The sequence below is a fragment of the Marinobacter sp. BW6 genome, assembly GCF_008107725.1.
GTDB lineage: Bacteria > Pseudomonadota > Gammaproteobacteria > Pseudomonadales > Oleiphilaceae > Marinobacter.
In genome coordinates this window covers 457,713-470,795 of sequence record NZ_VIRN01000037.1, presented here as the reverse complement: position 1 = coordinate 470,795, position 13,083 = coordinate 457,713, and the positions used below count along the sequence as shown (strand labels likewise).

Here is a 13,083-nt window from a genome sequence, read left to right as displayed (position 1 = left end):
GCGCCGGACGTGTAGCGCTTGGTTTAATCCTTGGCAGCATCTGCTGCCTTGACCTTCACGTAGCTGCCCGGTGCGTTCTCGATCGCAGGCAATTTCCCTTCGCCCGGGATACGAGCCGATACTTCGCCGTCCGAGAAGCGCGCAATCCACTCAAGCCAGTGGGGCCACCAGGATCCGGGATGGTGTTCGGATTGCTCGAACCAGGCGTCGGCATCCGGTACCAGTGTGCCGTTGGTCCAGTAGCCGTACTTTTCCTTGTAGGGCGGATTGATCACGCCGGCGATATGCCCCGAGCCAGAGAGCACAAAGCGGACATCACCGCCGTGGGCCAGGGCGCCTTTATAGGTGGTTTTCCATTTGGCGATATGATCCTGTCGGGCAGACAGGAAAAAAGAGGGCACCTCGATCTCGGACAGATTGATGGATTCACCGAGCAGATTCAGGGAGTCTGGCTGCACCAACCGGTTATTCAGGTACATCTGGCGCAGGTAGTAACTGTGCATCCGTGCCGGCAGGTTGGTGCCATCGGTGTTCCAGTACAGCAGGTCAAAAGCCGCGGGCTTCTGGCCTTTGAGGTAGTTATTGGTCCAGAACGACCAGAACAACTCGTTTTCCCTCAAAAGGTTAAACGTGAACGCCATAGCGCGACCATCCAGGTAGCCCTTGCGCTCCAGCATTTTCTCAATACCCCGGATCGAGTGATCGTTGATGAAGACACCGATTCCGCCAGGGTCCGAGAAGTCCAGAAGGGTAGTCAGATAGGTAGCACTGGCTACCGGATTACGGCTTTTTTTCTTGAGCCAGGCCAGTGTTGAGCCCAGTAGGGTGCCACCGATGCAATAACCTATTACATTCATCTGCTCTTCGCCGGTGGCTTCGGTAACCGCATCCATGGCAGCCAGTGGCCCGAGTTCCATATAGTCTTCCCAGCCCTTATCCCGGAGGGAGGGGCCTGGGTTGCGCCAGGAAATAATGAAAACGGTTTGTCCCTGGTTTACCAACCACTGGATAAAGGAGTTTCTGGCGGTCAGGTCCAGGATGTAATACTTGTTGATCCAGGGCGGAACAATCAGTAATGGTCGTTTGCTGACGGTTTCAGTTGTCGGCGAGTACTGGATCAACTGCATCAGTTCGTTCTGGAACACCACCTTGCCCGGGGTGGTTGCCAGGTTACGTCCCACCTCAAAGGCTGAGCGATCAGTCATGCCAACATTGAACAGGGAGGGATTCTGGCGCAGGTCTTCGATCAGCTGCCTACCACCGTCAATCAGGTTCATCCCTTTGCGTTCCCAGGTAATCCTGAGCACTTCCGGATTCGTGGCCGGGAAATTCGAGGGTGACAGTGCGCTGGTCAGGTGCCGGGCGTAGAACAGCATCTGGTCCCGGCCTGCCGGTGGAATCCCTTCCATGCCGGCCGCCCAGTTCAGAAAGGCCTGTGAGTTGATCAGATAGGCCTGGTGGAGAACATCAAAAGGCAGATGCTTGTGCCAGTCCTCGGCCTGGAAACGTCGGTCGTCGGGCTCTGGTTCGACAACGGGCTTCTTGTCCTTGCCCACGAGCCGCGCAAGGGTGTAATACCCCAGCGCGGAATGTTTGCGGGCAAGATCCAGTTCCGCTCCTGCAAATCGGAGCGGGTGGAGTAGCAGGTCCTCCGCCATCGTGCGGTAGGCATCGGACATTTCCGTTATCGTGGAGAGCGTTGCAGCATCCAGGACGCCAGCATCTCCCAACGCTTTCTCCAGTTGTTGCTGTCCCTGGCGGACGTTGGTTTCGAAGCCGTTGACGAGGTGACCGACAGCTTTTCCGAGCGTATCCAGACCGAACATGGCTATCCCTTATTTGGCAGCTTTCGGGCTGGCTTTGGTGGTTTCTTCCGCCGTTTTCTCGAACACCTTCTGAATCTGCTCCCGGCTTTCGTTGAAATAATCCTGCCAGGCTTTCCAGTCTGCCGTGAACTGCTCGCTCAGGGATTTCAGTGTTTCCGCCTGGTCTCCTGTCAGGCTTTTCAGGCCATCCAGATCACGGACTTCAGATACCTTTTTAGCCTGCTCCATGGTGACATCGGCATAGCGGCGGAAGGCGTTCATCTGCATCTCCGCGGCCTTGCCGAATTGCTCAAACAGGGTTTCGTTCAGGCGTGTCGCTTTCTCGAAAAGCTCAGTGTTCATAGTCACAACTCCTTTGCATACAGGTTTGATGGAACTCTATTCTGCCTCACCCGGCATGACGCAATTTTGACAAGCATCAATCCCGGGTTCAGCTTATGCTTTACTGTATGAACATGTTTTCCCGGCAAGGCAGGAGGCGCCACATGACTGACCGGAAATCCGAACTGGAAACACTGAGAGCAGATCTGACGGCCAGGCTTTCCCGATACGAAGCTCACCAGCACCGGGAAGGTGGTGCTCTGGACAAGGATTTCGAGGAGCAGGCTGCCCAGACTCAGAATGACGAGGTGGTTGACTCGCTTGAAACTGAAACCCGTGCCGAACTCGCACAAATTGAACACGCTCTGGCGCGGATCGATAACGGCATGGGCGACCAATGCGAGTCCTGTGGCGAGGCCATCGACCCTCGACGCTTGCAGGTGCTGCCGTATACCACGGTTTGCGTGGACTGTGCCGAAGACTGATTGACACCATGGTGCCAGGAAAGGAAGCCAGGACCGGCTCTGCAGTATTTCAGACCCGGGGCCTCACAAAAACCTATGACCAGGGAGAGGTTCAGGTTCATGCGCTTCGTGGGGTGGATCTGGAGCTCTATGGCGGCGAGCTGGTCGTCATGCTGGGGGCTTCCGGCTCGGGCAAATCCACCCTCCTGAACATTCTTGGCGGGCTGGATGTGCCATCGTCCGGTGAGGTCCGGTATCGCGATATTGATCTCAGCGCAGCCGGAGACCGCGAACTGACTCGTTACCGCCGAGAGCATGTTGGTTTCGTTTTCCAGTTTTACAACCTCATTCCAAGCCTGACCGCTCGTGAAAATGTCGCGGCAGTCACCGAGATTGCGTCCAATCCGATGTCACCCGAAGAGGCCCTGGAGCTGGTTGGACTGACAGCGCGCATTGACCACTTTCCGGCCCAGCTTTCAGGTGGTGAACAACAGCGCGTTGCCATTGCCCGTGCTATTGCAAAGCGTCCGGAGGTGTTGCTTTGCGATGAGCCAACCGGCGCCCTCGATTCCGCTACCGGTATATTGGTTTTGGAAGCCCTGGACAAGGCCAACCGGGAAACCGGCACGACTACCGTAATCATCACCCATAATGCCTCTATCGCCGGCATGGCGGATCGCGTGATCACGCTCTCGGACGGCAATATTAGCGGCGAGCGCCGCAACGAACGTCGGCAGGATCCCCGCACATTATCCTGGTGACAGCAGGGAAGAGTGACAGCGATGCCCCGAAAGGGTTTGAACACGGTTCTGAATGTGAAGCTACGGCGGGAACTCTGGCAAATGCGTGGTCAGGTTCTCGCCATCGCTCTGGTGATCGCCGGTGGTGTGGGCGTGTGCGTCATGTCCCTGGTGAACTATTCATCGCTGTTGGCAACCAGAGCCCAATATTACGATCAGCACCAGTTTGCCGATGTGTTTGCACCCGTTAAACGGGCACCACGTCATACCTTAAAGGAAATAGCTTCACTGCCTGGCATTGCGAGGTACGAGGGGAGAGTCGAAGGGGCTGCGAAACTGGAAATACAAGGTTTCCCGGATCCGGTGTCGGCCCGATTGGTGTCTATTCCTCCGGAGGGTCAGCCCGCCGTGAATGGCCTTTTTATCCGTCAGGGGCGCCTTCCCGGGGTAGGCCGCAGTCAGGAAGTTGCGGTCATCGGAAGTTTTGCCGAAGCACATGAGCTGGCATTGGGTGATCAGTTTCAGGCCATTATCAACGGACGCCGACAGGCCCTCACTGTGACCGGTATTGTTGAGTCGCCGGAGTTCATCTACGTTATTCCGCCTGGTGGCATGCTGCCGGATTATCAGCGGTATGGCGTGCTCTGGATGAACCGGGAGGCCCTGGAATCCGCCATGGACATGCGGGGGGCCTTCAATAGCCTGGTGGCAACGCTCAAGCCGGGCTATTCCGTTGCATCCGTGGTCGATGCCCTGGATCGCTTGCTAGCCCGGTATGGGGCGACGGGGGCCTTTGACCGGGACGAGCAGTTTTCTCACCGTTTCCTGAGTGACGAGCTGAATCAGCTGAAAACCATGGCGACGGTTTTTCCTCTCATTTTCATGAGCGTGGCCATGTTTCTGCTGAATGTGGTGATTGGCCGTCTGATCAGCACCCAGCGGGATATCGTTGCCGTACTCAAGGCCTTTGGCTATAGCAATCGCCAGATTGCCTGGCATTACAGCAAACTGGTCATAGTGATTGCGGTTATCGGTTTGCTGGCCGGGCTTGCTCTGGGACTTTGGCTAGGGCGGTCACTGGGGGAACTCTATATGGATTACTACCGGTTTCCCGGGCTGTTGTTCCGTATCGACCCGTTATGGCTCCTGCTACTGGGCATAATGACCATCGCGGTCGCCTGGCTCGGTGCCTGGAGAGCCATCAGGCAGGCGGCCTCCCTGCCGCCCGCGGAAGCTATGAGGCCCGAAGGCCCCGCCAGATACCAGGTGACTGCCGTAGAAAAGCTGCTTTCGGGAATCCGTTTCTCCCAACCCTCTCGAATGATCGTGCGCCAGCTCTCCCGGCGCCCGGTCCGGACATTGTTATCCATGAGCGGGGTCGCCATGGCTACCGCCATTGTGATGGTGGGTAACTTCCAGTTCGATTCGGTATCCCTGATGGTGCACACGCAGTTTGCACGGGTGCAGCAACAGGATCTGGCCGTGACCTTTATTGATCCGGTGAATAGCGCGGCGCTGTTCGGCCTGCAGAGGCAGGCCGGGATCCGGTACGTTGAGGGTCGCCGCTCGGTGCCCGCCCGTCTGGTTTCCGGCCATCGAGAATGGCGAAGTGCGGTCACGGGAATACCCGCCCATGCCCGGCTGCAATTTGTCATCGACAGTGACCTTCAACCGGTGCCGCTGCCAAAGGAAGGGCTGCTGTTAACCGACTACCTGGCCGATGAGCTTGGTGTCGGGCCAGGGGATGTTCTGCAGCTGGAGCTGCTCGAAGGTGATCGGCGGACGGTTATGGTTCCTGTCGCCGGTATCACCAGCGAGTTTCTCGGGGTAGGTGCCTATATGGATCTGGATGCCCTGAATCGGGCACTGGGTGACGGTGCCCTGATCAATCAGGCCATGATGAACCTGGACCCTGACAAAGCTTCGCAAGTCTACAACAGCCTTCGCGACACACCCGGGGTGCTTGGCTTGAGCATCCGTCAGGCCATGCTGGACAGTTTCTATGACACCCTGGCGAGGACCTTCCTGACCTTTACCTTTTTCAACAGCCTGATGGGCGGAATCATTGCATTTGGAGTGGTCTACAACACCATTCGGATTTCCCTGGCGGAGAAAGGGCGGGAGCTGGCGAGTCTGAGGGTGCTGGGGTACACCCATAGTGAAGTTGCGCATATATTGTTGGGAGAGGTTGCGCTCTTGCTGTTGCTGGGTATTCCTCTTGGTTGGCTGATTGGCCAGGGTTTGGCACTCATGATTATTACTGCCATGCAAACCGAGCTGTACCGGGTACCCCTGACTATAACCACCCAGACGCTTGGCATGTCCGCTTTGGTCGTGGTGGTATCGGCAATCGCTTCCGGGGTGATTGCCTGGTGGCGCCTGAAAGCGCTGGATCTGGTAGCGGTGTTGAAAACACGGGAATAGATTTGGAAGCAACCAGGGAGTGAGCTGAGGTTATGGCGAAAAAAGGGTTTGCCGGAAAATGGTTATTCTGGGGCGTGTTTGTTTTGCTCGCCACTGCTGCAGTCGTGGTCACGATCCGTCCCGATCCGGTTTGGGTGGATCCGGCGCCAGTAACCCGTGGACCCATGGAAATCACCATCAAGGAAGAGGGAAAAACCCGGGTGCGGGATCGGTACGTGGTGTCTTCCCCGGTTGCCGGCTACCTACACAGGGTATTGCTGGAGGTGGGGGATCCGGTGATTCCGGGAGAGCTGTTGACCGAGGTGGATCCCATGCCTGCCAGCACCCTCGATGCCCGCAGCCGGGCAGAAGCAGAGGCCAAGGTACAATCGGCCCGTTCAGCGCTCAATTCCACCCGTCAAAAAGTCGCAGCCGCTGAGGCCGAGGCAGATCTGGCCGTACGGGAACTGGCTCGTCTGCAGGCGCTGAGTGATGACCATTTTGTTTCCGACGAGCGTTTGCAGCAGGCGAGGTCTGCTGCGGACAGGGCAAAGGCCATTCTGCGTTCCGCCCGCTTTGACGAGGAAGTGATGGCCCATGAACTGGCAGCGGCCAGAACCCGACTTGAAGTGTCTGCTGCTCGGGCTAATGGCGACGGCGCGGTTGAACGTGTGCCGGTAAGATCTCCGGTGAATGGCTCAGTCCTCGGCATTGTCCGAAAAAGCGAGGGCGTCATTCAGGCCGGTGAATCCATTCTGGAACTCGGCGATCCCGGGGCGCTTGAGGTGGTCGTTGATGTGTTGAGCTTTGATGCCGTGAACCTCAGGCCGGGTATTGTGGCGCGACTCACTGGCTGGGGCGGAGGCACCCTCGATGCCGTTGTCCGGCGGGTTGAGCCCGTTGGATTCGAAGACGTGTCGGCCCTTGGCGTGGAAGAGAGACGCGTGCAAGTCGTTGCGGACATCGTCAGCCCTCCGGATGCCTGGCAAAGCCTCGGAGATGGTTATCGAGTGGACGCCGAGTTTCTGCTCTGGCGTTCAGACGATGTCGTTCAGATTCCCGAGTCTGCGATCTTCGTCAATGACGGCAGGCACCAGGTATTCCGCGTTATTGACGAAAGGGCTGTGCTGACGAACGTGTCGGTCGGACGTACGAACGGATTCCATACGGTGATTCAGGATGGGCTGACCGAAGCAGACAGCGTCGTCCGGCATCCGGATCGCCAGCTTGAAGACGGCAGCCGAATCAGGGTTCGTTAATGGCCTGCATTGCCGGATGAAATGAGAGGACATATCACGTTTCGCTGGCTAGACTGACGGCATAAAACAATAAAAAGGAGCCTGGCACGGTGAATCAGTTCGATACTCTCATTATCGGTGGTCGTTACTTTGATGGTACCGGCGGACCCTCACGGATCGCCCATGTTGGCGTCAAAGATGGGCGGGTTGCCGCGATATTTGATGAACAACCGGACACCGGCCTCGCGACGCGCACGATTGAAGCCAGCGGTTGCTGGGTGACGCCGGGATTTCTTGACACCCATACCCATTACGATGCCGAGTTGCTGGTGGCTCCGTCCCTTTCTGAATCAGTGCGTCACGGCGTTACCACTGCGCTGATCGGCAGCTGTTCCCTAAGTATGGTCTGTTCCGATCCGGAGGACGCCTCGGATATTTTTACCCGGGTGGAAACGGTCCCGAGGGAAAAAGTGCTGCCTATTCTTAAACAGCACAAGTCCTGGGAGACACCAAAAGAATGGGTGGCGTTCATGGACCAGCATTCACTGGGGCCCAATGTCATCAGCTTTCTCGGTCACAGTGATCTCAGGACGGCGGTCATGGGGCTGCATCGCGCAACTGACCGGGGCGTGACTCCGACAGCAGAAGAGCAGCGAAAAATGGAAGACCTGCTTGAGGAGGCGCTGAAGGAAGGATTCCTTGGTCTTTCCACCATGTGCCTCAAGTGGGACAAAGTGGACGGTGACCGGGAGTGGTCAAAGAGCCTGCCGAGCACCTACGCCCGATGGCGCGAGATCAGCCGTCTGAATGCGCTGTTGCGCCGTTACGGAAGGGTGCACCAGGGTGCACCCAATGCGGCCAATCCGCTGCAGGTAACCCAGTATCTGAAAGAGACCCTGGGTTGGTTGAGAAAGCCTCTGAAAACAACCCTGATTGCCATGATCGATCTGAAAGGCAATCCCACGGTGAAACCGATGGCCAGCCTGGTGGGATGGCTGGCCAACAGCTTTGGCGGCAACTTTCGTTGGCAGCTGCTGCCAACGCCGTTCACGGTCTATGCTGATGGTATGGATATTGTGCTGTTTGAAGAATTCGGTGCCGGTGAAATGGCCCTCGATATACGGGATCAACTTGATCGCAACGAACTTCTGAAGGACGAACAGTACCGCCGGAAATTCAGGAAATTCTACAAGGAAAAGCTTTCGCCACGAGTGTGGCAGAGGGATTTCGGCGATGCCGTGATTCTAGACTGTCCGGATAAAAGCGTTGTCGGGCGCAACTTTGCTGAACTCGCCGCTGACCGTGGCATCCATGTGGTCGATTTCTTTCTCGACATGGTGGTCGCCCATGGCCGGTCGCTGCGCTGGTTTACCACGGTAGGGAACCACAGAAAGGATCGGCTTCGGAAAATGGTCACCAACCCCGGTGCCCTGATCACCTTCTCCGATGCCGGCGCCCACATCCGGAATATGGCGTTCTATAATCTGCCTCTCCGGTTTCTGAAACTGGTTCACGAGAGCCATGGCGAGGGCGAGCCGGTCATGTCGCTGGAACGCGCCGTTCATCGGCTGACTGGTGAACAGGCAGACTGGCTAGGTGTTGATGCAGGTCATATCAGAATGGGGGACCGGGCGGATATAACGGTACTTGATCCCCGTGGCCTCGATCAGGATCTGGAGCAGGTTGAATGGGCCGAGATGGAAAACTTCGGACTGGAAAGAATGGTCAACCGGGTGCCTGGTTGTATTAAACAGGTGCTGATCAACGGCCGACCTGCGGTAACGGATGGTGAGGTAGAACCTGCATTGGGCAGGGAGCCTGGATACGGACAGTTCCTGCGCGCCGGGGCGTCTGGATAATCACGGACAAAAGGAAACCTATGAACCAGCGATTTGCACCCGCGGTCTGGGTGTTGGTCTTTCTTGCAGTATTTGTCTGGTCTGCCGTCGCGCCCAAGGATCGGGCCACGTGGGTACTTGAGGTTCTGCCTGCGGCCATCGGTTTTGTCCTGGTCGCCTGGTGTTTCTTCCGTTATCCGCTGACGCCACTGGTTTATTTCCTGATTCTGGTCCATGCCATCATCCTGATGGTTGGCGGGCACTACACCTATGCGGAAGTGCCTCTGTTCGACTGGTTTCGGGACTGGTTTGACTGGGATCGCAATAATTACGACAAGCTTGGTCACCTGGCGCAGGGGTTTATACCGGCAATGGTCGCCAGGGAAGTGGTTATTCGTTTCGAGGTGTTCTCCAGTCGCCGCTGGGCTGCGTTTTTCATCGTCTGTTTCTGTCTGGCGGTAAGCGCCTTTTACGAGTTGATTGAATGGTGGGTAGCCTTGCTCAGTGACGAAGCCGCCGAGGCATTTCTGGGCACCCAGGGTTACGTCTGGGACACTCAGTCGGATATGGCCTGGGCATTGTCCGGGGCCATCCTGGCGCTTATCCTGCTCGGGCGTTTTCATGATCGCCAGCTTCAGGAGCTATGACGCTGTGCCGCGAGCTGGAGTGGAATGTCTGATTAATGGAACAGAACTGTATGCCGGAAGAACTCAATGCTGACAACCAACCGGAGGGTATACCCCGCAGCCAGGTGATCGGGCTCATCCTCGGCGCCGCGTTTCTTGTGGCGACTATTATCCTTCCACCTCCTGAAACCATGTCTGCGCAAGCATGGTCCGCCCTGGGATTGATGTTGCTCATGGCGACCTGGTGGTCCACCGAGGCCATTCCGATCCCCGCAACTGCCCTGTTACCGATCGTGCTGGTTCCCGCGCTCGGACTCGGAACAGTTGGTGAAGCCACCGAGCCCTATGCCAATCCAATCATTTTTCTGTTCCTGGGGGGATTTACCCTCGGGCTTGCGATGCAGAGGTGGAACCTGCACCGGCGAATCGCCCTGATGACGCTAAAGGCTGTGGGTAGCAAACCCCGACGCCAGATTGCCGGGTTCATGCTGGCCACGGCCTTTCTGAGCATGTGGGTCAGCAATACGGCAACCGCCATTATGATGCTGCCGATTGGTCTTTCGGTGGTAGCCATGATGGATACCAATGATAACCCTGAGGGCGTTCGGCGTTATGCCACGGCACTGCTGCTGGCTATCGCCTATTCTGCCAGCATCGGTGGCATTGCCACACTCATTGGCACACCGCCAAATGCCTTGCTGGCCGCCTACCTGAGCGAAAATCAGGGGGTCTCCGTGGGCTTTGCCCAATGGATGCTTCTTGGCGTTCCGGTGACGATCGTAATGCTGGTGCTGGCATGGTGGTGGCTGACCCGCCGGGACTTCGGTCTTGGCAACTCTGGCGACGGTGGCAAGGCCATACGGCAAGAGCTTGATGCGTTGGGCTCGCTCAGGAAGGGTGAAAAACTCGTCGCGCTGGTGTTCCTGATCACTGCAAGTGCCTGGATCTTCAGGCCTCTGTTATCCGACAGATTGATGCCCTGGCTAAGCGACACCGGCATTGCCATTGCTGCGGCCATCGCCATGTTCATTATCCCGGTGAATACCCGCAACCGTGAATTTCTGCTGGACTGGGAAACCGCAAAGGGTATTCCCTGGGGCGTACTGCTCCTGTTTGGCGGGGGGCTGGCCATGGCCGGCGTGATCAGCAGTTCGGGCCTTGCGGAGTGGATCGCCCAAAGTCTTGGTGTAGCCGGCACTCTGCCGACTCTCGTCATGATCCTGCTGGTGGTGGCCGTGATCATTTTTCTGACCGAAGTCACCAGCAATACGGCGACTGCAGCGGCGTTCCTGCCGTTGCTGGGGGCTCTGGCCCTGAGTCAGGGGGTGTCGCCGTTGCTACTGACAGTACCGGCTGCAATTGCCGCCAGTTGCGCCTTCATGATGCCGGTGGCTACGCCACCCAATGCCATCGTGTTCTCCAGTGGCCATATGCAGATCAGTGACATGATCAGAGCCGGTTTTGCTTTGAACCTCGCGGGTATAGTTGTAGTGACTGTCCTGAGCTATCTGTTACTCGGGGCGGTCTTTACTCTCTGAGTGGCAGGCCCGGCAACCGGGCCTGCATCCCGATTCCCACCGATGTCATGAAACAGTTCTCAATTCCCCTCCGTAAGGCCCCTCCTGCAGCGACAGATTTGAGGCACAGTTATCTTTAAGGGCGCAGGCTTTTCGGTATCTTACCGTAACAACATGTAACCCGATTAAAAACGTGGCCAATAAAAACAGGGACTTCGTCTGACATGCTGCTGGTGCTCGCTGGATCCATTCTTACATTCACCATGGTGCAGGAAGCGACCGTGGTGGAGCCTTTTGAGAAGGGCCAGATCGTCATCGAACAGGACGTGGATTCGAGCCCGATTGAGCTACGGTCCGACGTCAGGGTCGAGCCGCTGGTGGAGCAGAAATTCCGGAATATCGTGCGTCAGGCCTATGACTATAGCTGCGGAAGCGCAGCGCTGACCACCGTACTGAACTTCTACCTGGGCCGGACTTTGTCAGAACGACAGGTCATGGAGGGGTTGCTCCATTACGGCGAAAGCGAGCGCATCGTTGAGCGCCGAGCATTTTCCATGCTCGATATGAAGCGGCTGGTTACGGCGCTCGGTTACCCGTCAGGTGGCTTCCGGGCCACCATTGATGACCTCAGGGACCTTGACCACCCGGCGATCGTGCCCATCCACCACGCCGGTTTCAAGCATTTCGTGGTGTTACGGACGATCCGTGATGGCCGTGCCTATCTGGCAGACCCTTCGGTCGGCAATATCTCCTTCACCCTCGCCCAGTTCGAGGAGAAATGGGACGACAACGTGCTCTTCATTGTCTTTCCGGGCAGTGACAAGCCACTGGACAACCTCGAGCTGAAGGAGGAGGACCTTCGCTTCGTGGATGACCAGACCATGACCCTTCTGGCGCTGGAACGGATACCGGCGTTTCACGAGTCCACCCAGAGGCGGATCCAGAATCTGCTGGAACGCCAGAAAAACAATCCCGATGGCAGTGTAGAGAACACCCGAAAGCAGTTGCATTACCGTCGTAACTAATTCACCGGGCAATCCCCGGGTCAGGAAAACTACAAATAAAATAAGGGAGTCAGGATGAATCGTTGGTTTGTGCGAGGTTTTATCCTTGTTTCCACGGCAGGTCTGCTTCCGGGCATGGCCCTGGCGCAGGAAGGGAGTGTGGACCAGGCGCGGGAAGCGCTGGCCAAACAGGAGGGAGACGAGGACGCTTCACAACAGCTTGAAGAAGTGTTCCAGGCTGCAGAGAAAAACTATTCGTTGCAGAAGAAGGGCTCCCATTCCCTGAATTATTCCTTCGACTATTCCTACACCGCAGACCAGCGGCTGGACCTGGCCATCACCAATGGATCAGTGAGAAACCTGGACGTGGTGCCGTCAGCCACCCACAGTTTTACGAACTCCTTTTCCTATGATTATGGCCTGCTGGATAACCTGACGGTGGGTACTCGTATTCCGCTGGTGGTTAAATACGATACCCAGGACGAGCTCAACGTTTATGATTTTGGCGATATCTCCTTCACCGGACGCTGGCAGCCATTTGCCTACGTTCCGGGCAAGATGTCGACCACTCTATTCGGAACCCTTTCCACCAAGACGGGCGTCAGCCCCTACGAGATAGACATCAATGAGCAGCTGTCCACCGGCAGCGGCTATTACTCTATCGGGGGTGGGGCGAGTCTTTCGAAGGTTCTGGATCCGGTGGTGATTTTCGGTTCAGTGAGTGCCACTTACAACCTGCCAGCGGAAGACCTTCAGCAGGTTCGGGGGGCACGTTTGCTGACCGAAGTGGACCCCGGTTTCGGGCTGTCCGGCTCGGCAGGCTTTGCCTACTCCCTTTCCTACGATATTTCATTGAGCATCTCCGCCCAGCTCAGTTACAGCGATGAAACCATTCTGACCTTCTCTAATGGCGACCAGGCCGTTGCTCAGGACCAGATGACCGGTTTCCTGAGTATGTCACTGGGTACCCGTGTCAGCGATACCACCATCGTCAACACCAGCCTGGGTATTGGCCTGACCGAGGATGCGCCGGACTTCTCCCTGGGGGTCTCCCTGCCCATTAACTTCTCCGGTCTCAAAGAGTGATTGGTGTCGTTGACGATCTA

11 protein-coding genes are annotated in these 13,083 nt (G+C 56.9%); 9 read left to right on the top strand and 2 right to left on the bottom strand.

Annotated features, from left to right (window positions below; all coding sequences use genetic code 11):
- Positions 1-23: 23 nt before the first annotated feature.
- Both phaC and FMN52_RS03700 read right to left on the bottom strand, forming a co-directional pair.
- Positions 24-1,826, bottom strand: coding sequence for a class I poly(R)-hydroxyalkanoic acid synthase (phaC, locus tag FMN52_RS03705; protein ID WP_148607356.1), 1,803 nt, complete (start codon positions 1,824-1,826; stop codon positions 24-26).
- Positions 1,827-1,835: 9 nt separating this feature from the next.
- Positions 1,836-2,168: a phasin family protein gene (locus FMN52_RS03700; RefSeq protein WP_148607355.1), complete on the bottom strand. Its 333-nt coding sequence runs from the start codon at positions 2,166-2,168 to the stop codon at positions 1,836-1,838.
- Positions 2,169-2,311: 143 nt separating this feature from the next.
- On the opposite strand from FMN52_RS03700, the gene FMN52_RS03695 reads away from it, so the two are divergent.
- The 9 genes from FMN52_RS03695 to FMN52_RS03655 all read left to right on the top strand — a co-directional run bounded on the left by FMN52_RS03695 (position 2,312) and on the right by FMN52_RS03655 (position 13,063).
- Positions 2,312-2,632: a TraR/DksA family transcriptional regulator gene (locus FMN52_RS03695; protein ID WP_148607354.1), complete on the top strand. Its 321-nt coding sequence runs from the start codon at positions 2,312-2,314 to the stop codon at positions 2,630-2,632.
- Between the two features lie 8 nt (positions 2,633-2,640).
- Positions 2,641-3,372, top strand: a complete 732-nt coding sequence (locus FMN52_RS03690) for an ABC transporter ATP-binding protein (protein ID WP_148607353.1) — start codon at positions 2,641-2,643, stop codon at positions 3,370-3,372.
- A 21-nt stretch (positions 3,373-3,393) separates the two neighbouring features.
- Positions 3,394-5,775, top strand: a complete 2,382-nt coding sequence (locus FMN52_RS03685; RefSeq protein WP_148607352.1) for an ABC transporter permease — start codon at positions 3,394-3,396, stop codon at positions 5,773-5,775.
- 32 nt (positions 5,776-5,807) lie between these two features.
- Positions 5,808-7,013 (top strand): HlyD family efflux transporter periplasmic adaptor subunit, encoded by a 1,206-nt coding sequence (locus FMN52_RS03680; protein WP_148607351.1) that lies wholly within the window; start codon positions 5,808-5,810, stop codon positions 7,011-7,013.
- An 89-nt stretch (positions 7,014-7,102) separates the two neighbouring features.
- Positions 7,103-8,851 (top strand): N-acyl-D-glutamate amidohydrolase, encoded by a 1,749-nt coding sequence (locus FMN52_RS03675; protein ID WP_148607350.1) that lies wholly within the window; start codon positions 7,103-7,105, stop codon positions 8,849-8,851.
- A gap of 20 nt (positions 8,852-8,871) precedes the next feature.
- On the top strand, positions 8,872-9,477 hold the full coding sequence (locus FMN52_RS03670) for a DUF2238 domain-containing protein (protein WP_148607349.1): 606 nt from the start codon (positions 8,872-8,874) through the stop codon (positions 9,475-9,477).
- Between the two features lie 50 nt (positions 9,478-9,527).
- The gene (locus tag FMN52_RS03665; protein ID WP_148607462.1) at positions 9,528-10,994 is read left to right on the top strand and encodes a DASS family sodium-coupled anion symporter; all 1,467 of its coding nucleotides are present in this window, start codon (positions 9,528-9,530) and stop codon (positions 10,992-10,994) included.
- A gap of 203 nt (positions 10,995-11,197) precedes the next feature.
- A complete protein-coding gene (locus FMN52_RS03660) occupies positions 11,198-11,998 on the top strand; it encodes a C39 family peptidase (RefSeq protein ID WP_148607348.1) in 801 nt (266 codons plus the stop codon).
- A 54-nt stretch (positions 11,999-12,052) separates the two neighbouring features.
- Positions 12,053-13,063: a transporter gene (locus FMN52_RS03655; RefSeq protein ID WP_148607347.1), complete on the top strand. Its 1,011-nt coding sequence runs from the start codon at positions 12,053-12,055 to the stop codon at positions 13,061-13,063.
- Positions 13,064-13,083: the final 20 nt, after the last annotated feature.

Coding starts and splice junctions, on each gene's coding strand:
- phaC (WP_148607356.1), bottom strand. CDS start 1,826: ATGTTCGGTCTGGATACGCTCGGAAAAGCTGTCGGTCACCTCGTCAAC.
- FMN52_RS03700 (WP_148607355.1), bottom strand. CDS start 2,168: ATGAACACTGAGCTTTTCGAGAAAGCGACACGCCTGAACGAAACCCTG.
- FMN52_RS03695 (WP_148607354.1), top strand. CDS start 2,312: ATGACTGACCGGAAATCCGAACTGGAAACACTGAGAGCAGATCTGACG.
- FMN52_RS03690 (WP_148607353.1), top strand. CDS start 2,641: ATGGTGCCAGGAAAGGAAGCCAGGACCGGCTCTGCAGTATTTCAGACC.
- FMN52_RS03685 (WP_148607352.1), top strand. CDS start 3,394: ATGCCCCGAAAGGGTTTGAACACGGTTCTGAATGTGAAGCTACGGCGG.
- FMN52_RS03680 (WP_148607351.1), top strand. CDS start 5,808: ATGGCGAAAAAAGGGTTTGCCGGAAAATGGTTATTCTGGGGCGTGTTT.
- FMN52_RS03670 (WP_148607349.1), top strand. CDS start 8,872: ATGAACCAGCGATTTGCACCCGCGGTCTGGGTGTTGGTCTTTCTTGCA.
- FMN52_RS03665 (WP_148607462.1), top strand. CDS start 9,528: ATGCCGGAAGAACTCAATGCTGACAACCAACCGGAGGGTATACCCCGC.
- FMN52_RS03660 (WP_148607348.1), top strand. CDS start 11,198: ATGCTGCTGGTGCTCGCTGGATCCATTCTTACATTCACCATGGTGCAG.
- FMN52_RS03655 (WP_148607347.1), top strand. CDS start 12,053: ATGAATCGTTGGTTTGTGCGAGGTTTTATCCTTGTTTCCACGGCAGGT.